General features: G+C 63.5%; 22 protein-coding genes. 13 read left to right on the top strand and 9 right to left on the bottom strand.

Annotated features, from left to right (window positions below; genetic code table 11):
- Positions 1 to 96 precede the first annotated feature (96 nt).
- The 10 genes from C8264_RS10960 (at position 97) to C8264_RS11010 (ending at position 12,550) form a co-directional block, all read left to right on the top strand.
- A complete protein-coding gene (locus tag C8264_RS10960; RefSeq protein WP_108461020.1) occupies positions 97 to 348 on the top strand; it encodes a GlsB/YeaQ/YmgE family stress response membrane protein in 252 nt (83 codons plus the stop codon).
- Between the two features lie 24 nt (positions 349 to 372).
- Positions 373 to 864 (top strand): YidB family protein, encoded by a 492-nt coding sequence (locus C8264_RS10965; protein WP_108461021.1) that lies wholly within the window; start codon positions 373 to 375, stop codon positions 862 to 864.
- Between the two features lie 69 nt (positions 865 to 933).
- On the top strand, positions 934 to 3,189 hold the full coding sequence (locus C8264_RS10970; protein WP_162783579.1) for an AI-2E family transporter: 2,256 nt from the start codon (positions 934 to 936) through the stop codon (positions 3,187 to 3,189).
- Positions 3,190 to 3,736: 547 nt separating this feature from the next.
- A complete protein-coding gene (locus tag C8264_RS10980; RefSeq protein WP_245893074.1) occupies positions 3,737 to 5,287 on the top strand; it encodes a UbiA family prenyltransferase in 1,551 nt (516 codons plus the stop codon).
- Between the two features lie 23 nt (positions 5,288 to 5,310).
- Positions 5,311 to 5,754, top strand: a complete 444-nt coding sequence (locus C8264_RS10985; RefSeq protein ID WP_245893075.1) for a GtrA family protein — start codon at positions 5,311 to 5,313, stop codon at positions 5,752 to 5,754.
- Positions 5,755 to 5,799: 45 nt separating this feature from the next.
- Complete coding sequence (locus C8264_RS10990; RefSeq protein ID WP_245893077.1) at positions 5,800 to 7,083, top strand: FAD-binding oxidoreductase; 1,284 nt, start codon at positions 5,800 to 5,802, stop codon at positions 7,081 to 7,083.
- Positions 7,080 to 7,826 (top strand): SDR family oxidoreductase, encoded by a 747-nt coding sequence (locus C8264_RS10995; RefSeq protein ID WP_108461024.1) that lies wholly within the window; start codon positions 7,080 to 7,082, stop codon positions 7,824 to 7,826. The genes C8264_RS10990 and C8264_RS10995 overlap by 4 nt, the downstream gene beginning before the upstream one ends.
- Positions 7,827 to 7,836: 10 nt before the next feature.
- Positions 7,837 to 9,426, top strand: a complete 1,590-nt coding sequence (locus tag C8264_RS11000; protein ID WP_162783580.1) for a hypothetical protein — start codon at positions 7,837 to 7,839, stop codon at positions 9,424 to 9,426.
- Complete coding sequence (locus tag C8264_RS11005; RefSeq protein WP_108461026.1) at positions 9,423 to 10,943, top strand: hypothetical protein; 1,521 nt, start codon at positions 9,423 to 9,425, stop codon at positions 10,941 to 10,943. The genes C8264_RS11000 and C8264_RS11005 overlap by 4 nt, the downstream gene beginning before the upstream one ends.
- The gene (locus C8264_RS11010; RefSeq protein ID WP_108461027.1) at positions 10,940 to 12,550 is read left to right on the top strand and encodes a hypothetical protein; all 1,611 of its coding nucleotides are present in this window, start codon (positions 10,940 to 10,942) and stop codon (positions 12,548 to 12,550) included. Before C8264_RS11005 ends, C8264_RS11010 begins: the two co-directional genes overlap by 4 nt.
- Here C8264_RS11010 and C8264_RS11015 read toward each other — a convergent pair.
- The 5 genes from C8264_RS11015 to C8264_RS11035 form a co-directional block, all read right to left on the bottom strand.
- Positions 12,490 to 13,635: a glycosyltransferase family 87 protein gene (locus C8264_RS11015; protein ID WP_108461028.1), complete on the bottom strand. Its 1,146-nt coding sequence runs from the start codon at positions 13,633 to 13,635 to the stop codon at positions 12,490 to 12,492. The genes C8264_RS11010 and C8264_RS11015 overlap by 61 nt on opposite strands.
- Positions 13,636 to 13,714: 79 nt before the next feature.
- Complete coding sequence (locus C8264_RS11020) at positions 13,715 to 14,572, bottom strand: SDR family oxidoreductase (RefSeq protein WP_108461029.1); 858 nt, start codon at positions 14,570 to 14,572, stop codon at positions 13,715 to 13,717.
- Positions 14,573 to 14,652: 80 nt separating this feature from the next.
- Positions 14,653 to 15,024, bottom strand: coding sequence for a hypothetical protein (locus C8264_RS11025; RefSeq protein WP_108461030.1), 372 nt, complete (start codon positions 15,022 to 15,024; stop codon positions 14,653 to 14,655).
- Between the two features lie 89 nt (positions 15,025 to 15,113).
- On the bottom strand, positions 15,114 to 15,323 hold the full coding sequence (locus tag C8264_RS11030) for a hypothetical protein (RefSeq protein WP_108461031.1): 210 nt from the start codon (positions 15,321 to 15,323) through the stop codon (positions 15,114 to 15,116).
- Positions 15,324 to 15,326: 3 nt separating this feature from the next.
- Positions 15,327 to 15,515 carry a hypothetical protein gene (locus tag C8264_RS11035; protein WP_108461032.1) on the bottom strand — a complete coding sequence of 63 codons (189 nt, stop codon included), beginning with the start codon at positions 15,513 to 15,515 and terminating at the stop codon, positions 15,327 to 15,329.
- A 156-nt stretch (positions 15,516 to 15,671) separates the two neighbouring features.
- On the opposite strand from C8264_RS11035, the gene C8264_RS11040 reads away from it, so the two are divergent.
- The gene (locus C8264_RS11040) at positions 15,672 to 16,898 is read left to right on the top strand and encodes an NAD(P)/FAD-dependent oxidoreductase (protein WP_108461033.1); all 1,227 of its coding nucleotides are present in this window, start codon (positions 15,672 to 15,674) and stop codon (positions 16,896 to 16,898) included.
- A 273-nt stretch (positions 16,899 to 17,171) separates the two neighbouring features.
- Positions 17,172 to 18,074: a S1C family serine protease gene (locus C8264_RS11045; RefSeq protein ID WP_108461034.1), complete on the top strand. Its 903-nt coding sequence runs from the start codon at positions 17,172 to 17,174 to the stop codon at positions 18,072 to 18,074.
- Positions 18,075 to 18,089: 15 nt separating this feature from the next.
- Here C8264_RS11045 and C8264_RS11050 read toward each other — a convergent pair whose 3' ends face one another.
- From C8264_RS11050 to C8264_RS11065, 4 genes are all read right to left on the bottom strand, one after another.
- Positions 18,090 to 18,860: a TSUP family transporter gene (locus tag C8264_RS11050; RefSeq protein WP_108461035.1), complete on the bottom strand. Its 771-nt coding sequence runs from the start codon at positions 18,858 to 18,860 to the stop codon at positions 18,090 to 18,092.
- Between the two features lie 95 nt (positions 18,861 to 18,955).
- Positions 18,956 to 20,485: a tripartite tricarboxylate transporter permease gene (locus C8264_RS11055; RefSeq protein WP_108461036.1), complete on the bottom strand. Its 1,530-nt coding sequence runs from the start codon at positions 20,483 to 20,485 to the stop codon at positions 18,956 to 18,958.
- A 15-nt stretch (positions 20,486 to 20,500) separates the two neighbouring features.
- Positions 20,501 to 21,046: a tripartite tricarboxylate transporter TctB family protein gene (locus tag C8264_RS11060; protein ID WP_162783581.1), complete on the bottom strand. Its 546-nt coding sequence runs from the start codon at positions 21,044 to 21,046 to the stop codon at positions 20,501 to 20,503.
- Between the two features lie 67 nt (positions 21,047 to 21,113).
- Positions 21,114 to 22,154 carry a Bug family tripartite tricarboxylate transporter substrate binding protein gene (locus tag C8264_RS11065; RefSeq protein ID WP_245893080.1) on the bottom strand — a complete coding sequence of 347 codons (1,041 nt, stop codon included), beginning with the start codon at positions 22,152 to 22,154 and terminating at the stop codon, positions 21,114 to 21,116.
- A gap of 602 nt (positions 22,155 to 22,756) precedes the next feature.
- Between C8264_RS11065 and C8264_RS11070 the strand changes: the two genes are divergently transcribed.
- Positions 22,757 to 24,757 (top strand): HAMP domain-containing methyl-accepting chemotaxis protein, encoded by a 2,001-nt coding sequence (locus tag C8264_RS11070; protein ID WP_108461039.1) that lies wholly within the window; start codon positions 22,757 to 22,759, stop codon positions 24,755 to 24,757.
- The last annotated feature ends 4 nt before the right edge of the window (positions 24,758 to 24,761 follow it).

The raw sequence follows: 24,761 nt of genomic DNA on the forward strand, positions 1-24,761 counted from the left end.
ACCAACGCAATTGAGCCATGCGCGACAGCATTGAACCTGCATCGCGGAACCGAGGACCTACTCACACGTTTGTGTCCATCAACTTAGGAGAGCGTCATGGGTATCATCTGGACAATTATTATCGGCTTCATCGCGGGCCTCATCGCCAAGTTCGTCATGCCTGGAAACAACGAGCCATCGGGTTTCATCCTGACCACCATCCTGGGCATTGTTGGTGCCTTCGTTGCGACCTTCCTGGGCCAGGCCCTGGGCTGGTACTCGGCCGGTGAAGGCGCAGGCCTGATCGGCGCCGTTGTCGGTGCCATTATCGTATTGTTCGTGTGGGGCATGATCGCTCGCCGTCGCTAGTCCAAACGGAACAAGGAGGCCGAAATGGCCAGAGGAATGCCATCAATGGTCGCGCTGCTGGGTATGCTGGCAGTCGCGGGCTACCAGAACCGTGACAAGCTCGGCTCGATGCTGGGTGGGCTTGGCAACAATGACCGCACCGGTGATCCCGGCGTAGCCGGACAGAACCAGGGTGGCCTGGGCGGCGTGCTTGGCGGCGCACTGGGCGGTGCAGGTGCCGGCGGTCTGGGTTCGATCCTGAGCGGCGGGCTGGGCGACCTCATGGAACAGTTCAACGGCTCGGGACAGGGCTCCAAGGCCCAAAGCTGGGTCGGCCCCGGGCAAAACGAGCCCATCGACCCCAATGATCTGGAACAGACCCTTGGCGCCGACACGATCGCCGAGCTGGAGCAAAAGACCGGGCTCAGCCGGCAGGAGCTGCTTGAGCGCCTGAGCAAGACCTTGCCGGACGCGGTCAACCACTTTACCCCTGATGGCCACATACCGTCAGAAACCGAAGCCAGCCGCTTCGTCTGACAGAAACTTCGGCGCGGTCGCTCCTCCGGGGGCGGCCGCGCTCACATCACTGGCTTGAGGAGCGTCGCCTTGCCTGATCAACAGTTCGGCGCACCACCCGTGCGGCCCATTTATGTCCGGCCCTCTGAGCGTGGCAATCCGCTGATTACAGCGGGTTTTTTGCTGATTGCCATTGTGGTGCTCTATCTGGGCTCAGGCATCCTCGTGCCGCTGGTGCTGGCCGTTCTGCTGGCCTTTGCCCTGGCCCCATTGATCCGGCGCCTGCGGCGGCTGCACGTTCCCCATATTCTCGCCATCCTGATCGCCGTTGGCCTGGCCGCGGCGCTGGTGGGTACCATTGGCTATCTGGTCGCAACGCAACTGGTCAAGCTCGCGTCCGACCTGCCCGCCTATCAAAGCACTGTCGCCGCCAAGACCCAATCCCTGCAGGAAACCATGGGCGGTGGGCAGTTCCTCGACAGCCTCATGGGCGCAATCGACCAGTTGACCGGTGACTTCCCCAATCCCGCGGAGGAAACCGTCGTTCCACCCACGCCCGTCACCATCACCAATGGCGGGGCCGGGCCGCTCGATCTGTTACAGGGCGTGCTTGGCTCCGTGCTCGGGCCGCTGGCCACCGGCGCCATTGTCCTGGTCTTCCTGATCTTCCTGCTGCTCGAGCGCGAAGATCTGCGCGACCGCTTCCTTAAGCTCGTCAGCCGGGGCGATCTGCGCACCAGCACCAAGGTAATGAACGAAGCCGCGGCCCGCGTCGGGCGCTATCTGCTGGTGCAGTTCGGCGTCAATTTCAGCTATGGCATCGTCTTCGGCGCCGGCCTCTATCTCATCGGCGTGCCCAATGCGGTGCTTTGGGGTCTGCTGGCGGCCCTGTTCCGCTATATCCCGTTCGTCGGAACGCTGATGGCCGCGAGCATCCCCTTCATGCTGGCCTTCGCGGTGGACCCGGGCTGGTTCATGCTGCTGGCTTCCATTGGGCTGTTCGTGACGCTGGAGATGACCATCACCAATGCCATCGAGCCCCGGCTCTATGGCTCCAGCACCGGCCTGTCACCGCTGGCGGTGCTGGTCGCCGCCATGTTCTGGGCAACGCTGTGGGGACCGATCGGGCTGATCCTCTCCACCCCGATTACCGTTTGTCTGGTGGTGCTTGGCCGCTACGTGCCGCAGCTGGCGTTCTTTGAAACCCTGTTGGGGAGCGAGCCGGTCCTGAGCCAGCCCGAACGGCTGTATCAGCGCCTGGTCTCGGGCAATGTCGAGGAAGCGGTGGAGCTGGCCGAGGAGCATATCGCCGACAACGACGTGTCCAAGTTCTATCTCGATGTGGCCGTCCCGGCGCTGCTGCTGGCCGAGATGGACCTATCCCTCGATGTTTCGGACCTCTCCCACCGCCGCAACGTGATGGACAGCATGCGCGCCGTCATCGACGACATCGATATTGAAATCGAGGCCGACCTTACGGCGAGCGAGAAGCCGCGCGTGCTGTGCATCGGGGGACGCACCGAACTGGATGACGCGGCGGCGCAGATCCTGATGCGCCTCATCAAGCCGGAAAATGGCCCGGTCAAGGCCCTCGCGCCGCTGGCGATCCGGCAGGAAAGCATCGGTCAATTGGCGCTTGAAGGGGTCGAGGTCATCTGCCTCTGCTATCTCGACAAAAGCCCGCGCAGCCATGCGCGCCTGGTTGCCCGCCGCTTGTCGCGCCGCCATTCGGGCATAAAGATCATAGCGGTAGCTCTTGGCGTGCCTCCCGTGAGCGGTGATCGCAAGCAGGATTGGGGCGTGGCTCGGATCGTGCCCGGATTGTCGGAAGCCGTCTTGGCGGTGGACGAATTGGTCCATGCCGATACCCCACAGAAGCCCACTGCCGTTCCCGCCATCGATGATGCGGCACTCGACCGCTTGCGGCAGCTCGCTCATTCGGACGGTCCTCTCGCCAAGGCTCTTGGCGATATCGCCAGCGCCAGCAATGCCCCCACGGCCATCATGGACATTGTGGATAGCAAATTCCGCGCGCTCACCGTGGTCGAAGAACACGACGAGATCAACGGCGCCAGCCAGAGCGTCGTGGCCAGCGAAGCGACCCTCATCCTGCCGGATGTGGTCGAAAGCGAGGAATTCGCCAATGACCGGTTCTTCCTTGAGAACGGCGTACGCTTTTACGCCGGTGTGCCGCTCAAGGGGCCAGACGGCACCGTGATCGGCGTCCTCGCCCTGTTGGACGACAAGCCGCGCGACTTCACCGAAGTGGATCGGGAAAAGCTCGAACTGGAAGCGCTTAAGTTGATGACGCGGTTGAACCAGTTGACCCGGGCCGAGATCGCCTGAGGGCCACCTGCCATATCCCATAAAAAAGCGACCCCGGCCGTGTGCATGAGCCGGGGTCATCCATGGGAGTTTGGAGGTCGCAGGGGCAAACCTGCAACAGATAAACGTCCTCGACGAATTTGCGTTCCCTTGGCCCTTCGCTGCAAAGCGGTTCAAAGTTTACGCGTCTGCGGTAGGGTTTGATGCCGCTTGTGGTCGGATCGCGGAGGTTCTCCGCATCAACCCGGAAGCGGATGCGCGAATTTTGAGGGCAGGATCGAAGCGGATCGCAAGCTAAGGGGAAGCAAGCTCGGGGCAGGACCCGGGCCTGCTCCCCTTGCGGCGGTTGGAGCCCTGCTCACATTTTCGCGAGCGAAGGCCCCGCCCCCGCGCGGGGCTTTTTTGTTGAAATTGCTCGCCTTTTCGTCCCCTCGCCTCGGGCGCCAGCTTGGTTAATGCAGATTAGCCATGGCAGCGATGCGGAACAATGGCTCTCCGACGCTGTTAACCCGCCGCAAACGGGCCATCCAGGCGGCCCACCCAAACAACCACGCGGCAGAGGTGGAACTTGAGCAGGTCAGAGCAATACGCCATTCACCCACTACCAGCCCACCGGCAACCCGAAACAAGCCTTGAGGGACGTTTCTCCTTCCCCGAGGTAGCGCGTCCCGACAATGACAGCGACACCATCCGGCCTGAACTGGGCGCATTGCGCCCGCTGGTCGTCGATCTCGATGGCACGTTGCTCCGCTCGGATTTGCTGATCGAAGCGGCTTTTTCCGAGCTGGGCCAGCGCCCCCACGCCATATTAGGCATTCTCAAGGCCCTGCGCGAGGGCAAGTCCGCGCTCAAGGACCATCTGTCCCTGCCCGATGATTTCGACCCTTCCGTCCTGCCCTATGACGAGGTGGTGCTCCAATATATCAGCGAAGCCCGCGACGCCGGCCGGCCGGTCTACCTGGCCTCGGCCAGCCACGAGCGGCTGGTGAGTGCGGTTGCCGAGCATCTGGGCCTGTTCGACGGCTGGTTCGCCACCACCAGGAGTTCCAACTGCTCGGGCCACGTCAAGGCACAGATCCTCGTCGATGCCTTCGGCGACCGGCAGTTCGACTATATCGGCAATGACAAGGCGGACCTTGAAGTGTGGCCCCATGCCGCCAAGTGTCTCGCCATCCGCGCCAATGGCCGGGTGGGCCGAACCTTGGCCCGGCGCTTCGATGACGTGGAACATTTGCACCACGACCAGACGAGCTGGAAGGATTGGGCGCGTCTCATGCGCGTGCACCAATATGCCAAGAACGCCCTGGTTTTCGTACCGCTGATCACCAGCCAGATCTTCGAGCTTGAGGCCTTGCTGACCGTTTTCGTCGCGGCCATTGCCTTTTCGCTCTGCGCCTCGAGCGTCTACATTCTCAACGACCTCGTCGACATCAGGGATGACCGCGGCCACCCCAGCAAGCGCCTGCGTCCGCTGGCGAGCGGCACCATTCCACTGGCCGATGCAGTGATGGCCGTGCCGATCCTGTTCGGCATTTCAATCGCCATCGCCTCGGCCATTTCCCTGCCGTTCCTCGGGGTGCTGCTGGGCTATTATGCCCTGACCACCGCCTATTCCTTCGTGCTCAAGCGCATGCTGCTGGCTGACGTGATGGCGCTGGCCGGGCTCTATACGGTGCGCGTCGTCGGCGGGGCGGTCGCAATCGGCGTTTCCACCTCGTTCTACCTGCTTGCCTTCCTGGTGGCCTGGTTCCTGTCGCTGGCCTTGATCAAGCGCTTCGTGGAATTGGGCGCGCGCAAAAAGGCGCATCTGGGCGACAGCTCCAGCCGCGACTATCGAAACGACGACATCTTCATGGTGGGCGCACTTGCCGCCGCTGCGGGGCTGCAGTCGATCACCCTGTTCATCCTCTACGCCACCAACGAGGCTTCGGAGGCTCTTTATAGCCGCCCCGAAATTCTCTGGCTGGTCGCACCCGTCCTAACGTTTTGGCTGGGCCGTGCCCTGGTGCTGGCGCAGCGTGGTGAAATGCACGACGATCCGATGGTGTTTGCCCTCAAGGACCGCGTCAGCATCGTGACTCTGGCGCTTGCCGGCGCCATGGTCGTCGGCGCAATGTAGCTGGCAAGCGGAGGCATCAGAACTTGTTCCAGCTCACCCCTGCGCGCGACACCGGCGCGGCCAGCGTCAGCATGACCGCTTTTCGCTATGTGCTGTTCGCCGTGATCTCGACCATCGTCAATTTCATGGCCCAGCACATGGTTATCGTGGCGCTGCCGATGGCGCCCCTCGTGCTCTCGATCCTGTTCGGCACGGCCGCCGGTTTTGCCGTCAAATATGTTCTCGACAAGAAATGGGTGTTCGAAGACGACTACACCACGGGCCGGAGCGAGATGCGCAAGGTGAGCCTCTATGCCCTTTTCAGCGTTGGCACGACGGTGATCTTCTGGGCCTTCGAGATCACCGCCTGGGTGATCTGGCAGACCGATTTCGCCAAATACACCGGCGGCGCGCTGGGTCTGGCCATCGGCTATTGCGCCAAATATGCTCTGGACAAACGCTATACGTTCCGGACGGAGAGCGCCTGAATGCTGCTGGAGGGATGGGGTCGCTTCCCGCGGCACGAGAGTGAAATGCTCGTGGCCTCCGCACCGGGCGAGCTGGCCGCCTTGCTGCATGACCGCCATGGCATGATCGCCCGCGGCAATGGGCGCGCCTATGGCGATGCCGCCATCGGCAGCCGGATCAGCGTTTCCGCCAAGCGGCTCAACCGCATGAAGGCCTTCGATCCCGCAACGGGCGTGCTCACCGCCGAGGCCGGCCTGCTGCTGTCGGAAATCCTCGACGCCTTCGTGCCACGCGGCTTTTTCCCGCCCGTGGTGCCCGGCACCAAGCATGTGACCCTTGGCGGCATGATCGCCTCGGACGTTCACGGCAAGAACCATCACCGCGATGGCGGCTTCGGGGCGCTCCTACAAAGCCTCAAGCTAGTGCTGCCGAGCGGAGAAACCCACCATTGCTCGCCCGATGAGAACACCGAACTGTTCCACGCCACCATTGGCGGCATGGGGCTCACCGGCATCATCACCGAGGCGAGTATAAAGCTACGCCCCATAGAAACCGCCTTCATCACCCAGAAAACCACAGTCGCCCCCGACCTTGCCGCCGCGCTGGCGGCGCTCGATGCAGCCGATAACGTCACCTACTCCGTCGCGTGGATCGATTGCCTGGCCGGTGGCGGCTCGCTTGGGCGCTCGTTGGTTTATGCAGGCGAACATGCCAGCCGCAGCGAGATGGAAGCCGCGCGCCACGGCGACATGCTGGCCGTTTCGAGGCCCGCCAGGCTCAGCGTGCCGCTCGACCTGCCCGGCTGGACATTGAACCGTGCCTCGGTACTGGCGTTCAACGAGCTTTATTTCCGCAAGGGCGCGCGAAATGGGGATGCCGCCGCGCTGGTGCACTACAATCCTTATTTCTTCCCGCTCGATGGCGTGGATCGCTGGAACCGCATCTATGGCCGCCGGGGGTTCCTGCAGCATCAATGCGTCGTGCCGCCCGACAATGCCCATGCGGTCTTGAGCGAAATCCTCGAACGCTTCGCCCGCTCCGGCCGCGCCTCGTTCCTTGCCGTGCTCAAGAAGCTGGGCCAGGGCCAGGGCATGATGTCTTTTCCCATGCCCGGCTATACGCTGGCGCTGGACGTCCATGTGCGCGATGATATCTTCACCCTGCTCAATGAGATTGACGAAGTGGTTACGCGGGCCGGTGGACGGCTTTACCTTGCCAAGGACGCGCGCCAGTCCCGCGCGACGTTCCGGGCCGGCTATCCCGCCCTTGCGCAATTTCAGGATCTGCGGCGTCACATCGGCGTTGAAGGTCAGATCGCATCCAAACTCTCCGAGAGGCTTGCCATATGAGCACTGCGCAACAAACCCTGCTGCTGATCGGAGCCACGTCCGACATCGGGCATGCGACGGCACAGGCCTTTGCCGGTGCCGGATGGAACGTGCTCCTCACCGCGCGCAACACCGAAACAGCGCAGCGCAACCGCGACGACATCGCAGCCCGCAGCGGCAGCGAAGTGAGCCTCCTTCACCTCGACATCCTTGATACCTCTGGCTTTGCAACCTTCCTCGACGGGCTTCCGGTCCTGCCCGATGCCGTGGTCTGCGTCGTTGGGGAACTGGGCGACCAGCAGCAGGCGCAGGGTGATATCGACCACGCCTCCAAGGTCATCCGCACCAATTTCGAAGGTCCGGCGCTGCTTCTTGGCATGATCGCCGAGCGTTTTGCACAGCGCGGCAGTGGCACCATTGTCGGCGTCAGCTCCGTCGCCGGCGATCGTGGCCGTGGCTCCAACTATGTCTATGGCGCCGCCAAGGCCGGCTTTTCCGCCTTCCTCTCCGGCCTGCGCAACCGGCTCAGTCCCGGCGGCATCAATGTCATCACGGTCAAACCCGGCTTCGTGCGCACCCGCATGACCGAGGGCATGAAATTGCCGCCCCTGCTCACGGCCGAACCCGGCGAGGTGGGCGCCGCCATCCTCGGCGCGGTGCAAGGCAGGAAGCGCGACGTGCTCTACGTACGCAAGCTGTGGCGGCCCGTGATGATGGCCGTGCGCGCCATTCCCGAACCCATCTTCAAGAAGATGCGGCTCTAGCATGGAGCGCGTGCTGGCGCCCCCCGCCTCATCCGGTGTCCTTGCAACCGGCTGGCACACACTGCAGCGCCATCCCGCCCGCGCCCTGCTGATCGCCTGCGCCGTGCTGGCCTTGTTGCTGGCGGTTCCCGGCGAGACCGTCACCACGCGGACACTGGAGGAACTGTTCGCCATCCTCGATGGCGTGCACCGCCTTGCCTGGGGCAAGGTGCCCAACCGCGATTTCCACTCCGCCATCGGCCCGCTGGCCTATTATATTCCGGGGCTGGGCTATTGGCTCACCGGCAGCTTCGGCGCCGCCTTGCCGGTCGGCATGGCCCTGCTGCTGCTGCCGTTCGGCGCCATCGCGGCCCATATCCTGCCCTCGCGCCTGTCGCCGGCGCTTGCCCTGCCCTTCGGCTGTTTCCTGCTGCTGATCCTGGCCGTCCCGATGAATCTGGGCGACGCGGTCAACGCCTTGTCCTTTGGCCAGTTTTACAATCGCATCGGTTGGGTTGGCCTGGCCCTGCTCCTCGTGATGTTCCTGCCGCCGGAAACCGGGCGGCCCACCCTGCTGCTCGATATTCTCTGCGCGGCCGTCCTCACCCTCCTGCTGATCTATTGCCGCGCGACCTATGGCATTGTGGCAGTCGGCTTTCTCCTGTTCATGCTGACCGGCCGGCGCCAGTGGCTCTGGGCGGGCACAGCGCTCATCCTCGCTGCCGCCGTAGCGGGATTGATCGAGTTGTTCTGGCGTGGCTCGCTCGCCTATTGGCAGGATTCCCTCCTCGCCTTTTCCGCGGGCGGCTGGCTGCGCTTCACGCCACGGCAATGGCTTGATCTGTTCCTCGGCAACACGGCCGATTACCTGCTGCTCGGCTTCCTGGTCGGCATCGCGACATGGCGGCGTTTCAGCCTACGCCTGGTGCTGTTTGCCGTCCTGTGCGGGCTTGCCGGCTTCTGGCTCCTCAATCAGAACGATCAGCGCTGGGGCATGATCGTCATTCACGCCGCCGCCGCGGCCGTGGCCGAAACCATCCTGCGCGACATGCGCCGCGCCGACGCACGCCCGGTTGGCGCGCTGGTCAATCCCGCCGGCGTCAAGCTCTACCTCTTCGGCTTTCTCTTCCCCACCATCGTGCACTGCGCCATCGCCCTCTCGCTCCACGCTGGCACGGCCCTGGTCAATGGCGGGCAGGCGCTCACCCTGCCTCGCCTCGAGGCCGTGCGCCTTGCCGATCTCTGGACTCCGGGCGATTTCGGCGGCAGCCGGTGGTACACCGATCTGGTTGCCGATGGCCTCGGCGCCATCGAAGGGCTCGATCAACCAGCCGCGCCGCTTGTGGTTCTCGGCGGGCCCAACCCCTTCTCCCTGATCCTCGATCTCCAGCCAGCCCGCGGCGATACCGCGCATCTGCGGTGGGGGCATCACCAGAACGAAATCCACCAGATCCCCGCCGCCGAGATGCTGGGCAACACCTCCACCGTGCTGGAGCGCCTCGCCGCCGGTGGTATCGGCACCATGGGCGCGGCCTACCTGCCCTTTGTTTCCGAGAATTTCGAGCCCGCTGCACAGACCCCGAACTGGCGCATCTTCCAGCGCCCCGACGACCTGCAGTGACACGGCAGATCACCCCGTCGCGGTCCAACACCGCCATTTGGGCCCTTGCGTTCATTGCCGCATTATTGCTGGCCGTACCCGGTCGCACCATCACCACGGCCTATGTCAACGACGTGTTGATCTTTCTCGATGGCGCCAACCGCATCGCCTTCGGCCAGGTTCCCAACCGTGATTTCCACACAGCCCTTGGCCCACTGGTGTATTACCTGCCCGCGCTCGGCCTCTGGCTGACCGGCCGCATGGGTGGTGCCCTGCCCGTCGGCATGGCCGTGCTGATCCTGGTTCTGGCGTCGGTGTTCGTCCACGTCCTGGGCTCGCGCCTTCGGCCCATGCTGGCCCTGCCCTTCGGTGCCTTTCTCCTGCTGATCCTGGCGCTTCCGGCCAATCTGGGCGATCCGCTCTCCTCGGTCTCCTTTGCGATGTACTACAACCGCATCGGCTGGGCTGCGCTGGCGCTCCTCGCGGTGCTTTACCTGCGCCCACAGGCGCCCGACGCACCCCATTGGTGGCAGGATGCGAGCTGCGCCGCCGCTCTGGTGCTGGTGGCGCTTTATACCAAGATAACCTATGCCCCGACCGCCTTTGCGCTGCTGCTATTGTTTGCGCTCGACCCAAGGCAGCGGCGCTGGGCCGGCGCTGCGCTTGGCCTTGTCGGCTGCGGCATGCTGCTGGTCGAACTCGTCTGGCGCGGCTCATTCGCCCATGTGCAGGATCTGATCGACACCGCCAAGGTCAGCGGCCAGCGCGACGTGCAATTGCTGGTCCGGGCCGTGCTCAACAATTTCACCGATCTGATACTCACCCTGGTGCTTGCCGCACTCGCGCTTTATCGCAGCCGCAGCCTGCTCGATCTGTGCTTTTACGGGCTCTGCATCGCCTCGGGCATCCTGATCATTTCCCAGAACGCCCATGGCTGGGGCATTATCACGCTGTTTGCGGCTGGGGTCGTCGCCGCCGAAACGCATCTGCGCTATGCGCCAGCCGCCCGGTCTTGGTCCGGGGCGCCACTGCTGTTCTGGCTCATGGTCCTGCCCCCGATGGTCAAGCATGCCATTGGGCTCGTGCTTTATGCTTGCATGGCGCTATCGAATTTCGGAACGCCCCTGAACCTGCCCAACTTCACCGATGTGCGGTTTGGCCGCCTGTGGTCGCCGGGCGATAATGGCTTCACCGAAAAATACATCGGCACCTTCCCCAAGGGCGCTTCCCTGCTTGCCAAATTCGACAATCCCGCCCGGGTTCTGGTGCTCGACTTCTCCAACCCGTTCTCCGCCGGCATGGGGCTGCAGCCACCGCGCGGCGATATTTCATGGATGCATTGGGGCCGCAATGTCAGCGCCGCCCATCACCCGGCACCTTCGGAGCTTTTCGAGGACGTGGCCATTGTGATGATACCGGAAATCGGCATTAACAGCCGGCAATTGGAGGAGCTTTACGGGCCCTTCGTTGCCGGGAATTACCAACTCATCAGCGCCACGGAAGGGTGGAAAGTCTACGTTTCGAGGAACGGGCAATGACGACACCTCCCATTGCCAAGGACCAGCAAAGAGCCCGGGAGACTGTGCGCGTTCCCGCGCTGTCGCTGGGCTGGATCGTCCTCCTGATCGGGCTCGTCCTCGCGCTGGTTCTCGCCCTGCCGGGGCAGACTGTGACGACCAAATACGTCAATGACCTCTTCATCTTCCTCGATGGCGCCTATCGCATTGTGCAGGGTCAGGTGCCCAATCGGGATTTCCATTCCTCGCTTGGTCCGCTCGCATTTTACCTGCCCGCCTTTGGCTATGCGCTGATGGGGAGTCTCGGCGCCGCCATGCCGCTGGGAATGGCGCTGGCAACCGTGTTCCTCGCCCTGATCGCCGCCCAGGTGATCGGCAGCCGCATGCGCCCGATCACCGGCATTCCGCTGGCGGTGTTCCTGCTGCTGATTGCCGCCGTGCCGCTCAACCCCGGCGAGGGAATTGGCGATCTGTCCTTCGCCATGTTCTACAATCGCCTGGGCTGGACGGCCCTCGGCCTGCTCCTGGTCATGTATCTGCCGCCAAGGGATGGTTCCCGCCAGCCGGTGCTGGATGCCGGCTGTGCTGCGGCGCTCACGCTGTTCTTGGTCTATCTCAAGATCAGCTATGGCGTCGTCGCCATTGCCTTTATCCTTTTCATGCTGATCGACTGGACTGCCCGTCGCTGGGCGGCGATGGCCCTGCTCGGCAGCGTCGTCGCAATGCTCCTGATCGAGGCGATCTGGGGAGGAACAGCGACCTACCTTGCCGATGTGAAGCTGGCGAGCAATGTCAGCGGTGACCTGCCGGATCTCCAGCGCCTCACCACCATCGTGCTGCAGAACCTGGCCGATATCGCCGTGGCCCTGGTGTTTGCCGCCATCCTGCTGCTTGTGCGCCGCAGCTGGCGCGATCTGCTGTTCCTGGGCTTCTGCGGCGCCACGGGCATACTCATCATCGAACAGAACTTCCAGATCGTCGGCATCCTCAGCCTTGCCGCCGGCGCCGCCGTTGCCGCCGAGCTTCTGGCCGCTCACTGGCCCCGCAAAGGATTGCATCTAGGCCTGCCCCTGTTGCTGGCCATCCTCATGTTGCCCGTCACCGCCCAGAACGGGCTTGGACTTATCCTCCACACCGGCCTCGCGCTGAGCCAGCAGGGCGACGACTTCACGCTTCCGGGCTTGGCTGGCGTCCGGCTGGTGCAGGTCACCAATGAGGGACTTTACCGCAATTTCTCCCGCTACAACCGCTCGCTGGCCGATGGCGCCGTAGCCTTGTCAACCCTCGATACCGAAATCGAACGGGTCGTGGTGTTTGATTTCGTCAGCCCTTTCACCGCGGGCCTGGGCCTTGCTCCCCCCAGCGGCGACAGCCCCTGGTACCATTGGGGCCGCACGCTGGACGACGACATGTATCCTCCCGCCGAGGGCATATTGGCTGATGCCAAGATCATCATGGAGCCCAAATGGCCGGTTGAAGTGTGGACCGCGCGCGGCATGAGCCGGGTCTATGCCGGTTATTTGGCTGCCCACTTTACACTAGCCAATGAAATCGCTGACTGGCGCGTCTATGTCCGGCGCGCCGAGACCACCAACGTCACTAGGCAAAGCACCAGCGCCCAGCCATAGGCCGATCCGGTGGTCAGTTGCACGCTCGTCGGTGCCCCAAACTGGTTGATGATCATCGGCACGGGAATGCACAGCATTGCCGCCACCAGCCACATCGGCCAGAACCGCCAATGCGACACGATCACCGGCAACAGGAACAGCGTATAGTGGATCCACCCCAGCGGGGACGCAAGCACTGCGGCCACCAAAGCGAAGCTGCTCGCCTGCACAACCGGAGGCTGCTTCCACAGTGCCCACCCCGCCAGCGCCAGCAGCATGGTGCCGCTCAGCACCAGCCCCAGATAGGGAATGCCCGCCCGCGCAGTGAAGCCCGACAGCGACGCATTGGTCAAAAACATCGCCCGCTCGCCATCCGACACCACGAGTTCCGCCCATTGCCGGTAGATTTCCACCCCGAAGAACAACACCGGAATGATGCTGATTACCGCAGCCGTTCCCACCGAAACCAGGCTCGATTTGCGATGCCCGGCGAGAAACAACAGCACCGGCCACACCAGGAAATTGGGCTTGATCGCAATCACGAGCCCGATCAGCACACCGGCCCAGACATGCTCGCCGCGCTCCAGCAGCAGCCAGGCCCCCACCGCCGCCAGCACCAGCGGAATATAGATCTGTCCCAGATAAAGCGTGTCCCAGAACCCCGCCAGCGCCCCGGCCCAGGCGATCAGCACCACCGCCTCCGGTCCCCGCGCATAACGATGCAGAAGGAGCGCTATGGTCGCCGCATAAAGCCCGATGGAAATCCAAGACCAGGCGCGAAAACTCACCTCCGGCGGCGCCAGGTCGAACAGCTGAAACAGCAGCGCAGAGACCGGTGGATTGAGATTGGGGTTCCACGCCTCGAAGCCTGGAAAAACCACATGCGGCGTCAGGGGCGGATAGATGCCATAGGGGTTTAGCCCTTCCGCGGCCGCGCGCCCCGACGCCAGAAAGGCTCCGAAATCCCACAGCCCGTGGGGAGGGGCGATACGGGGCCATTCGACCCAGATCACCCATAGCGAGAACAGCGTCAGCAACGCCGCGGCTATCCAGAACAAGATCCGGTCAAGCTTGCCGGCGGCATAGCTCGCATCGAGCTGGCTCATAGGATTTCCTCGCTCAGGGGGTACAAACCGGCATGGAAAAGCACCTGCCAGCGTGGCGCGGGCAGGTGCGTCTGTTTTTTTAGATGATCGGCTTGCCGCCCGTCACGGCGATGGTCGCGCCCGAGATATAGCTCGCTTCGGCCGAGGCCAGCATCACGTAGGGCGCCGCCAATTCCTTGGGCTGGGCCGGACGACCCATCGGCACCTGCTTGCCAAAATTCTTGACCTTCTCGGGCGGCATGGTCGAAGGAATGAGCGGGGTCCAGACCGGCCCCGGCGCGACGGTGTTGGCGCGGATACCTTTGGTCGCCAGCATTTGCGCAAGGCCCGCCGTGAAGTTCTGAATGGCGCCCTTGGTCGTGGCATAGGCCAGCAATTGCGGGCTCGGACTATCCGCATTGACCGAGGCCGTATTGATGATCGAGGAGCCCTCGGGCATGTGCGGCACGGCGGCCTTGGTGATATAGAACATGGCCGAGATATTGGTCGCCATGGTCAGCTCCCATTCCTCGTCCGGAATTTCGGTGATGTCCTCGAACGTGTCCTGGTGCGCCGCATTGTTGACCAGGATATCGATGCGGCCCAGCTCCTTGACGGCCTGTTGCACCAGTTCGCGGCAATGCTGCGGCTTGGAGATATCCCCCGGCACCAACCAGCATTTGCGCCCGGCCTCTTCCACCAGGCGCTTGGTTTCCTCGGCGTCCTCGTGCTCGCTCAGATATGACACCACGATATCGGCTCCCTCGCGGGCATAGGCGATCGCAACCGCCCGGCCGATGCCAGAGTCGGCACCGGTAATCAGCGATTTCTTGCCTTCGAGCTTGCCGCTGCCCTTGTAGCTGTCCTCGCCATGATCGGGCACAGGATTCATCGCGGCGGTCTTGCCGGGGATCGGCTGCTTCTGGTCGGGAAACGGGGGCTTGGGTTCGTTGGCCATGAGCAATTCTCCTGTTTGCTGCATGCCCAACGCAGGGCGAGCCAGCCGGGTTCGCCGGTTAACCTGACAATTTTGCCGCGCTACCGGTTCCCGCGAATGGCGTCATCTTCGCCCGAAGTGTCGTAGCGAGGCGCCACCTCTTCATTGCCGTCGTAGCGCTCCTCTTCCGGGGGAGCATCAAGGCCCACGCCGGGAACGCTTGCGCCCGGAGCGGGCTTGTCCCGACCCGTTTCGAAATTGGGCAGCACACCCTCGAGCCGGTCCAGCGTTTCGCCGACCCGTCGCGCCACCTCCGCATCGAAGCGATGGTCAGGCGAGGTGCGCTCGTATTCGCGCAATTGCTCTGTCGTGACGCCCGCCTCCGCAGCAAAGGCCTCCGGCTCGATGCCGAGCGCGAGGCGGCGATTGTGGTCGCCCTTGGGCTGGCGTTCGGTTGGGATCTCATTGCTCATATTTGCTATCCTTCCAAGGCGAGGCCCTGCCGTTGACCGGCAAGGCACTCACTCAACGCATCTGCCCGTTACTCGCTCCGCGCGATCGATCACGTCTCTCCCTTGTCGCGCGGGTCGTGGGTATGGTGGCTATCGCGCACCCCGCCGCCGCCCGATACATCGGACTGCCGCCCATTGGTGGGCTGACCCGGCTGGGGGCCGCGCCCTTCGGTCGGATCGGGAAGATCGGGCCGCTGATGACTGCTGCCGGGACCGCCATGGTGGCGGTTGGCGGTGTCGGTCTTGTCAGAGGTAGACATGGTTCACCTGTCCTGTTGATAACCCTGATTGGTGGTATTCTGCTTCGAATTGCCCTGGCGCCCCTGCTGGTCGTAGTTGCGCGCGCCCTGCGGCGCCGAGTCATTGGTCTGGGTTTCATCGAGATGATCGTTCCCGCCAGTGCCCTTGGGGCTGCGATTCTGCGGTGGAATTGGGGGTAGGTGTTTTGACATGGTCGAACTCCTTCTTCGGGTTAAACCAAGCCGGCGCCCCGCCGTTCCCAACTTGTGATAGACTGTCCAAATTATCCGCTGAATCGCGTTTGCGGAACTTGGGGCCGCCCGTTTGCCTTTGATCCAGCACCACCTTAACGTGAGCAACATCATCCAATGAAGATCATCATCGTCGGCAGCGGCTTCGGTGGGCTGGCCTGCGCCAAGGCGCTGGGCGGCTCCTCCCACCAGGTTCTGGTGATCGACAAGAACAACCACAATTTGTTCCAGCCACTCCTCTACCAGGTCGCCACCGGCGCATTGTCACCTGCCGACATCGCCGAACCTATCCGCCGCGTACTCAAGCGCTACGCCAATGTTTCGGTGGTCATGGCCGAAGTGGATCGGATCGACACAACGGCACAGCAGGTTTTCAGCACCGATGGCGGGCAATATCCATACGATGTGCTCGTCCTGGCGACGGGGTCGCGCTACAGCTATTTCGGCCATGATGACTGGGCGCAATATGCCACGGGCCTGAAAACCATCGAGAATGCCCGGCTCATCCGCTCGCGGCTCCTGTCGGCTTTCGAGCGCGCAGAAAAGAGCCGGGCCCCGGACGAGCAGCGCCGTCTGATGACCACGGTGGTGATCGGGGGCGGACCGACTGGCGTCGAGATGGCGGGCGCCATTGCGGAACTTGGCCGCTGGACGCTGGAGGGCGAATTTCGCAACATCGACCCTAAATCCGCGCGCGTGCTGCTGGTTGAAGGGGGCGAGCGCATCCTGCCGCAATTTCCCCAGGAACTCGCCGATTATGCGCAGCGCGAACTGCAGCGACTTGGCGTCGAGTTGCTGGTCCGGCACGGCGTCACCCAGATCGATGCGCAGGGTGTCACCATCGGCAGCGAGCACATTGGTGCGGGCACCATCGTGTGGGGCGCCGGCGTATCGGCAACGCCTGTGGCCCAGTGGCTTGGTATGGAGGCCGATCGCACCGGACGGATTGCGGTCGGCCCAGACATGTCGGTCCCGGGCTTGCCCGGGGTCTATGCCTTGGGCGACATCGCCGCCTTCATGCAGGACGGCAAACCTCTGCCGGGGCTGGCGCAGGTGGCCAAGCAGCAGGGCCGCCATCTCGGCCGCGCGCTGCGCTCGGCAGCAGGTCCCGGCGATACACTGCCCCCGTTCCGGTTCCACGATCGGGGCAACACCGCAGTGATCGGCCGCCACGCCGCCGTCTTCGATTTCGGGCGCTATCACATGAAGGGCGGCCTTGCCTGGCTGCTTTGGGCAGTGGTGCATGTTTATCTGCTGGTCAATGCCGAAAAGCGGGCCCTGGTGAGCCTGCAATGGCTGTGGCGCTATATCAGCAAGGCGCGGGGTGTCCGGCTCATTCCCTAAGGCGCCGCACCCAAAAAAAAGACCCCGCTCTTCAACGGGGTCCAACGCATGGCGTTTGTCGCTCGCCTTGGCGAGGTCGGGAGCATTGAAATACCTTCCCCGCCGCGGCGTCAATAAACGCAGGTTAAACATGTCCCCGGTGGACCTTGTCGTGAGCTTACACAGACCACCAGATCGTGGCACCGCGCCAGCATCGCTGAACCACCGTTAGCCTTGCCAACCGGCAGGACGTCCCTATGTACGACTCCAAGCATGCGTGGAGCGAATACCCTGATGCCTCTTAGCCCAAGACATTCCGTCGTGTCCCTGCGTAGCCTCGTGCCGGACACGGCCTTTACTGCCTCGACGCTGGGCACCTTGCGTGAGGGCAGCGGCGTGGTGATCGACGATAATGGCCTGATCGTCACCATTGGCTATTTCATCACCGAGGCCGAAGAAGTCTGGCTGACCACCCATGACGAGCGGGTGCTGCCCGCCCATGTGGTGGGCTACGACCAGGAAACCGGCTTTGGCCTGGTCCAGGCGATGGGCGATCTCGATCTGCCGCAGCTCGAGATCGGCAGCTCGGCCGAGGCGAAGCGGGGCGATATCGGCACCATCATCGATGGGCGTGGCCATGAGGTCCTCACCGAAATCGTCGCCAAGCAGGAGTTCGCCGGCTACTGGGAATATCTGCTCGAGGAGGCGATGTTCACGGCGCCCTTCCATCCGTCCTGGGGCGGCGCGGCGCTGGTCGACGCCGACAACAGGCTCGTGGGGATCGGCTCGCTGCGGCTGCAAATGCTGCACAAGGGAGACACCACCGACATCAACATGATCGTGCCGATCGATCTGCTGCAGCCGATCCTGGGCGATCTGATCACCGCCGGCCGTCCCCAGCGCGAATCCCGCCCCTGGCTCGGCGTCTATTCCGCCGAAAGCAGCAATGGCGTCGTAGTGATGAGCGTTGCCGATGGCGGACCCGCCGAGCAGGCCGGCCTCAAGAGCGGCGATGTCATCAGCGAACTCGATGGCGACGAGGTAACGGGGCTCGCCGATTTCTATCGCAAGCTGTGGACCAAATCCCCCGCCGGTAAAGAATTCGCCATGCGCATCGTCCGCAGCGGCCGGGAAAGCTGGGTCCGCGTCAAGACAGCCGACCGCGAAGCCTTTTTGCAGAAGCCGCAACTGCAATAGCGCCGCCGGCGTCGGTCACGGGATAACTCCCGTCAGCTTGAGGAGCGCCGGCACGGCCAGCGAGAGTCCCGACAGCAGCAACAGGCAGAAGGCCACACGGCGCATTGCAAGGACGGACAAGGGTGGCGGCCAGCGCCGGGCTGCATAGGTCAGCGCCGAAACGACGGGGACCGCGAGCAGGCCCCACCAGACGGTGCCATGCGGGATATTGCCCGAAACGCCTACCAAAAACAGGCGCAGGGACGCGTTGACGGCGAACACCATCACGAGGGTTTCCCTGATGCTGACCGCTGCCAACGGCTGTCGATAGAAGTGGTAGATCAGGGGCGGACCGGCCGTCGAGAACATGCCGCCCAGAAAGCCACCGAGCGCGCCGGCCAGCACGAAGGTGCCGGGGGTTGAGCGCTGTGCCAGCGGATGAGGCTGCAGCATCAACTGGATGCTGGCGCCGACGATCACCACGCCAAGCATCAATCGCAGCCCGTCCAGATTGATATCGGCCAGCCGCTCCAGCAGAAAATACCCGCCTACCAGCAAGATAAGACTGGGGCCGATCACCAGGCGGAATTCAGCCCAGGCCACGTCGCGCCAGCCGCGTGACAGCACCTGGGTCGCATTGACCAGGGTCAGAATGCCCACGATGACTGCGGCGTCGGGGAGCGGGACGAGGCCCATCATGCCGATGCCGCCCATCATCAACAGGCCGAAAGCGAAGCCGGTCAGGCTTTGCACATAGGCAGCGACACCGGCGAGCAGCAGGAGGCCGGCCAGACTAACGATGTCCAAAGCTTGTGGTCTCCGCCGTTACGGACTGGGACATACAGGCGATTGCCCGCATGGGGCAATGGGCGAGCAAGAGGCCTTTTCGTTCCGCTTTTGCTTCAAGCCTGCTTCGGAATTTCTTCCTTTTTGCCTCTGCCTAGCACGGCTTTGACGCGCTTTGACACCGCCGGGATCGACATCAGGATGGTGAAGACGATGATGAGGCAGATCACGGCGCTGATCGGACGGGTGAAGAACGGGGTCGGATCGCCATTGGTCAGCATCAAGCCGCGCCGCAGGTTGAGATCGAGCAGATCGCCGAGAATGATGCCCAGCACCAGCGGCGCCATCGGGAATTTCATTTCCCGCAGGATGAAGCCGGCAATGCCGAAGAACACCATGACATAGATGTCGAACATGCGCTGGGTGATGGCGAAGGAGCCGACGACGCACAGCACATAGACCACCGCCATGAGCCGCTCACGCGGGACCGCCAGAACCGTGAGCAGGGGCTTGGTCAGGGTAAGGCCAAAGATCAGGATGGCCAGCGTCGAGAACAGGAGTACGGCGACGATCTGGTAGAGCACTTCCGGGCTCTCGGTCATCAGCAGCGGGCCGGGGCGGATGCCATGGATGAACATGGCCGCGATCAGCACGGCGGCCGCTGCCGAGCCGGGCAGCGCCAGGGTCAGGGTCGGGATCATGGCGCCCGGCACCACGGCCGAATTGCCGGTTTCCGCGGCGATCAGGCCTTCCTGGCTGCCCTTTCCGAACAGGTTGGCTTCCTTGCTGGACCGCTTGGCGGCGGCATAGGAGGCCCAGGCGCCCACATCCTCGCCCACGCCCGGCACGATGCCGACAAAGGTACCGATGATGCCGGAGCGCAGGGTGGTCCGCCAGTATTTGAGAATTTCGTTGAACTTGGGCACCACCCGATCGCCGGATGAAACGATGCGGGCATGTACCGTGCGCTTCATCACGCCAAGGATTTCGGCGAGGCCGAAGGCCCCGACCATAGCGGGAATGAGGTCCACCCCGCCGCCCAGGGCCGAAATGCCGAAGGTGAAGCGCTGGTGGGCATGCAGGGTTTCCATGCCCACCATCGCGACCATCAGCCCCAGAATGCCGGCGATATAGCCCTTGAGCGGATCATCCATGGCGGTGAGCTGGCCGGAAATGACCACGCCGAACAGCGCCAGCCAGAAGAATTCATAGGTGCCGAACTTGAGTGCCGCCTCGGCCAGCAGCGGCGCGATCAGCGCCAGCGCGATGATACCGATGATGGTGCCCAAGGCCGAGGATGTGGTGGCCAGGCCCATGGCCAGACCCGCTTTGCCCTGCAGTGCCAGAGGATGCCCGTCGAGCGTCGTCGCGGCGCTGGCCGGCGTGCCGGGAATAGCCAAGAGGATGGCCGTGCGGCTGCCGCCATAGATGGCGCCGGAATAGATGCACATCAGGCAGAGGATCGCCTGGTCGGGCGCCATCTTGTAGGTCAGCGTCACCAGCAGGGCCACGCCCATGGTGGCGGTCAGCCCCGGCAGCGCGCCGATGACGATGCCCAGCAGCGTTGCCCAGGCGATATTGAACAGTGATAGCGGAGTCAGGAAATGGGTTATGCCGCCCAGCAGCAGGCCGAGTCCGTCAAGCATGGCTCAAAGCTCCGCTCATGGCAGGCGCACCAGGAAGGCGCGTTCGAAGACAAAGGTGACGATGGCGGCCGTTGCCACGGCAATGCCGATTGCCCAGGGCGCGGACTGCAGCAGGCTGCGCCGTGGCTCGGCCAGCCAGGTTTCGAAGACCAGAATGAAGGCGAAGACGAAGAGCCCCGTGGCCAGCCAGAAGGGCAGCAGGCCCACAAGGCCCAGCGTATAGGTGAGCGCCAGCAGCAGTACCACGCCGACGCGCCGGGCAGGTCCGGAGGTAATCGCCGCGCCCAGGCTGGTCCAGCCACCCGGTGCCGGCAGGCGCATCGAGCGTATGGCCAGTATGAGCCCGCAGACCAAGAGCGCCGCACTCAGCAGGCCGGGCACCAGGCCCGGAGCGGTCAGCGGCTGGATTCGCCGCAATTCGAGCCGGTCCATGGTCCACGAGCCATAGAGCATCGCCACCGCAAGAATGATGAGGGCCAAAGCGGCGAGCAGGTCGGCCCGGATCATGGCCGGGCTGTGCTCGTCTCCGGCTGTTTGGTCGGCGTCGTCTGGTGTCGTCATGAAGAGGTCCGTCTCGGCAGGAATTTGCCCGGCGGTTTGCATCGCCGGGCCGTGTTGTCAGGCAGCCTTACTGCGCACCGACCTCGGTGCGGGTCTCGCAGTCGATGCCGATGGTCGAGGGATCGTTGACCGCCTCGCCGCGCGCCACTGACGAGCAGGCTTCCAGGATAGCCACCGGCATGGCCAGCGCCCGTGCCTCGGCTCCATAGGACGGCGCAAAGACCGCGCCGAAGGTTTCGGCATATTCCTTGAGCTCGGGTGAGCTCATCACCTTGTCGGCCCAAACCTTGTCGACCGTGGCCAGAACTTCGGGCGGCGCGTCGGCCGGGATGAAGATGCCGAAATAGTCGGGCGCCATTTCCATGTCCGGCAGCCATTCGGTGATCGGCGGGATCGGATCGACGCCATCGAGTACCAGCGGCTGGTCGGACAGCACGGCCAAGGCCTTGAGGCGACCGCCGCGGATCAGTTCGGTCTGTTCCACTGCGAGCTGGGTGGTGACCATGGCCTCGCCCGATGCCGTGGCGATAGCTGCAGGGCCGCCGCCATCATAGGTGATCATGTTATATTCAAAGCCCTCGGCCGCATCCGAGAGCGCGGCGATGGCCGTGCCGCCCGAGGAGGTAATGCCGGCGGTGGCAACGGTGATTTCCTGCCCGCGGGTCTTGAGTGCCTCGAGTAGCTGGCCGAAATCGGTGAATTCGCTGTCGGCCGGGACGCTCACCACCGGCACGTTGGCAACGGAAAGATAGATGTGCCAGTCGTCGATATCGGTGCCCTCGAGCAGGCCGGTCACCGAATAGGTGGCATTGTTGGCAATGGCATTGGCCGTCCAGGTATAGCCGTCATGCGGGGCATTGAGCACTTCCTGGGTGCCGATGGCGCCCGATGCGCCCGGCTGGTTGACCACGACCACTTCCACGCCCAGCGCTTCGGCCAGGATCGGCGCGGTGACGCGGGTTACCTGGTCGGTCGAGCCGCCAGCGCCCCATGGCACGATCAGATTGATCGGCCGGTCGGGCTTCCACTCCTGCGCAAAGCTCGAGGTGACGCCGGGCAACAGCGCAGCAGCAGTCCCAGCCAGGATAAACAGCAATCGTTTGTGCACGAGCATTCCTCCCATGGTGCATTCGATCCGAATATTTCCGTAATCGACAGGCGCCAGATTGGGGCTCCTCCCGAGGCGAGTCAACCCATAAGTAACTGACTGGTTATGAGGAGATCGCGCACTTATCCCTGCGATAGCAGTCCGATAGGCTCCGGCATTGCCCAAAGTGAACCAAAAGGTGGCTTAAACCGCCGCCAGTTCCCGCCTCACCCCGCCATCCACCTGTCGAAGCTCGATCTCGTCAGCCCGGATGCAGGCATAGCGATGCTCCGGCTCTCTGGTCCAAGAAGCGCACCCACATCCCGGCAGGGGCCATCGAAGTGCCGCGCTATACCATCCGTTCCCCCGGCGAACTCCCCTCGCTGTTGGCCGACATCGAGCGACAGATGAGCCGTGCCAAGGCAAATCCACAGCTGGTCTAACCGGCGAAGCCGGAGCGCTGCCGATGCGGCATGCCGCAGATGCAAACTGCTGTCGGCAAAGGCTTCCATGCTTTGTCAGCAAATTGTCAGAAGGCAATATTAACCCATAACGGCTAGAAATCTGGATCAATAGCGGCGTGCAGAAGCACGGCCGGACACACATGATCCAGAAGGTTTTCCATGTTCTCCCGAATGTCCATTGGAGCGCGCATTCTCGGCGCGTTCGGCGCGCTTATCGTCATACTCACGGGTATCGGTGCGAGTGGATATCTGGGCGTGTCCAGTGTCGCTGGCTCGTTCGATGAGTACCGCGCCGCCGCCCGGGAGACACTCGAGCTCAGCGACTACACCAATGACCTCATCGACATGCGCCTAGCCGTGGACGACTACTTCCGCGAGCCCGGCTCGTTTGCTCCAGCCGAAATCGTCGCCAAGATCGAAGATGTCGGGACCATCGATGCCGACGGCTACGCCAAGTTCGAAGGCAACGATCTGGCCACGACCGAACTCGCGGCCCTGATCGAAACGGCAAAGGCCTACCAATCGGTTTTCGAAAATGTCGTGCCCGGGCAGGCGGGCGCAATTTCGCCTGCCGTCGCCCAGCTTGACGATCTTGCCGACCAGATGTCGGGAAACCTCAAAACCATGTTCGAGCACGCCAAGGACCGGCAGAATACGCTGGGGCCACAGGCGACCGCTCGCATCGACATGACGGAGCTTACCGTCATCATCAGTTCGGCCGTGGGCGTGCTGATCGGGCTGGTACTGGCTGTCATCACCGGCCGCTGGCTGTCGCATGCGATCAGGGACATGACCCGCACCATGGGCGAGCTGGCGCAGGGCAATTACGAACTCGACATTGCCGGAACCGAACAGAGCCATGAACTTGGCCGCATGGCGCAGGCCCTGGAAGTGTTCCAGAGCAATGGCCGGGCCATGCAGCTCTCGGACGCCGAGCGTGCCAAACGCGCTGAAGAAGCGGCCGCCCGCGCCCGCACCATGGAGCGTTTCCAGTCGGTGTTTGCCGAAATGCTCGAAGCGGCGGTGGAAGGGGATTTCAGCAAGCGCATCAACGAGCGGTTCGATGACGAAGCGCTAGACCGCGTGGCAGGCAATCTCAACGGCATGCTGGAGACCACCAATTCGGCCCTGACCGAAGCCGGCCGGGTCATGGCGGCGCTCGCCCGCACCGACCTCACCCAGCGCATGGAAGGGAACTATCGCGGCGCCTTTGCCCAGCTGCGTGACGATACCACCGCGGTGATGGAACAGCTTGCCGGGTTGATCACCACATTGCGTGACACCTCCCGCTCGCTCAAGGTCGCCACGTCCGAGATCCTCAGCGGCGCCAATGACCTCGCCGAGCGCACGACCCGCCAGGCAGCCGCTATCGAGCAAACCTCGGCGGCAATGGAGCAATTGTCCAGCACGGTGATCGAGAACGCCCACAAGATCGAACAGGCTGCCACCCGCACCAAGTCAGCGGCGCAACTGGCAGATGAAGGCGGCAAGGTGATGGGCCAGGCCAATAGCGCCATGGAGCGGATCACCACGTCCTCGGCCAAGATCTCCAACATCATCGGCATGATCGACGACATTGCGTTCCAGACCAATCTGCTGGCGCTCAATGCTTCGGTTGAAGCGGCGCGCGCCGGTGAAGCGGGCAAGGGCTTTGCTGTCGTCGCCATCGAAGTGCGGCGCCTGGCGCAATCGGCGGCGCAGGCATCGTCGGACGTCAAGCAGTTGATCGAGCAAAGCGCCCAGGAAGTCAGCGGCGGCTCCAAGCTGGTGTCGCTTGCCGCGGAGAAGCTGGGTGGCATCCTGCAGGCGGTGCAGGAAAACAACGAGTTGATGAATGCGGTTTCCGGCGCGAGCAAGGAGCAAAGCTCCGCCATTACCGAAATCACCACCGCCGTCCGGCACATGGACGAGATGACCCAGCAAAACGCAGCGCTGGTCGAAGAGACCAACGCCGCCATCGAGCAGACGGAAGCCCGTGCCAGCGAACTCGACGAAGCGGTTGCCGTGTTCCGGGTGGGCAATATGGGCGCGCAGGCTGCGGCCGTGGATGTGCCGCGGAAGACGGTGATGCGGGCCATTGACCAGAAGGTCAGGGGAGCCGCCCGCGCTTACCTGTCGCGGGGCAATGCAGCGCTGAAGGAAGAGTGGAACGAGTTCTGAAGCC

This window comes from Devosia naphthalenivorans (assembly GCF_003056355.1).
Classification (GTDB): Bacteria; Pseudomonadota; Alphaproteobacteria; order Rhizobiales; family Devosiaceae; genus Devosia; species Devosia naphthalenivorans.

Coding starts and splice junctions, on each gene's coding strand:
- C8264_RS10960 (WP_108461020.1), top strand. CDS start 97: ATGGGTATCATCTGGACAATTATTATCGGCTTCATCGCGGGCCTCATC.
- C8264_RS10965 (WP_108461021.1), top strand. CDS start 373: ATGGCCAGAGGAATGCCATCAATGGTCGCGCTGCTGGGTATGCTGGCA.
- C8264_RS10990 (WP_245893077.1), top strand. CDS start 5,800: ATGCTCGTGGCCTCCGCACCGGGCGAGCTGGCCGCCTTGCTGCATGAC.
- C8264_RS10995 (WP_108461024.1), top strand. CDS start 7,080: ATGAGCACTGCGCAACAAACCCTGCTGCTGATCGGAGCCACGTCCGAC.
- C8264_RS11010 (WP_108461027.1), top strand. CDS start 10,940: ATGACGACACCTCCCATTGCCAAGGACCAGCAAAGAGCCCGGGAGACT.
- C8264_RS11015 (WP_108461028.1), bottom strand. CDS start 13,635: ATGAGCCAGCTCGATGCGAGCTATGCCGCCGGCAAGCTTGACCGGATC.
- C8264_RS11020 (WP_108461029.1), bottom strand. CDS start 14,572: ATGGCCAACGAACCCAAGCCCCCGTTTCCCGACCAGAAGCAGCCGATC.
- C8264_RS11025 (WP_108461030.1), bottom strand. CDS start 15,024: ATGAGCAATGAGATCCCAACCGAACGCCAGCCCAAGGGCGACCACAAT.
- C8264_RS11030 (WP_108461031.1), bottom strand. CDS start 15,323: ATGTCTACCTCTGACAAGACCGACACCGCCAACCGCCACCATGGCGGT.
- C8264_RS11035 (WP_108461032.1), bottom strand. CDS start 15,515: ATGTCAAAACACCTACCCCCAATTCCACCGCAGAATCGCAGCCCCAAG.
- C8264_RS11040 (WP_108461033.1), top strand. CDS start 15,672: ATGAAGATCATCATCGTCGGCAGCGGCTTCGGTGGGCTGGCCTGCGCC.
- C8264_RS11045 (WP_108461034.1), top strand. CDS start 17,172: ATGCCTCTTAGCCCAAGACATTCCGTCGTGTCCCTGCGTAGCCTCGTG.
- C8264_RS11055 (WP_108461036.1), bottom strand. CDS start 20,485: ATGCTTGACGGACTCGGCCTGCTGCTGGGCGGCATAACCCATTTCCTG.
- C8264_RS11060 (WP_162783581.1), bottom strand. CDS start 21,046: ATGACGACACCAGACGACGCCGACCAAACAGCCGGAGACGAGCACAGC.
- C8264_RS11070 (WP_108461039.1), top strand. CDS start 22,757: ATGTTCTCCCGAATGTCCATTGGAGCGCGCATTCTCGGCGCGTTCGGC.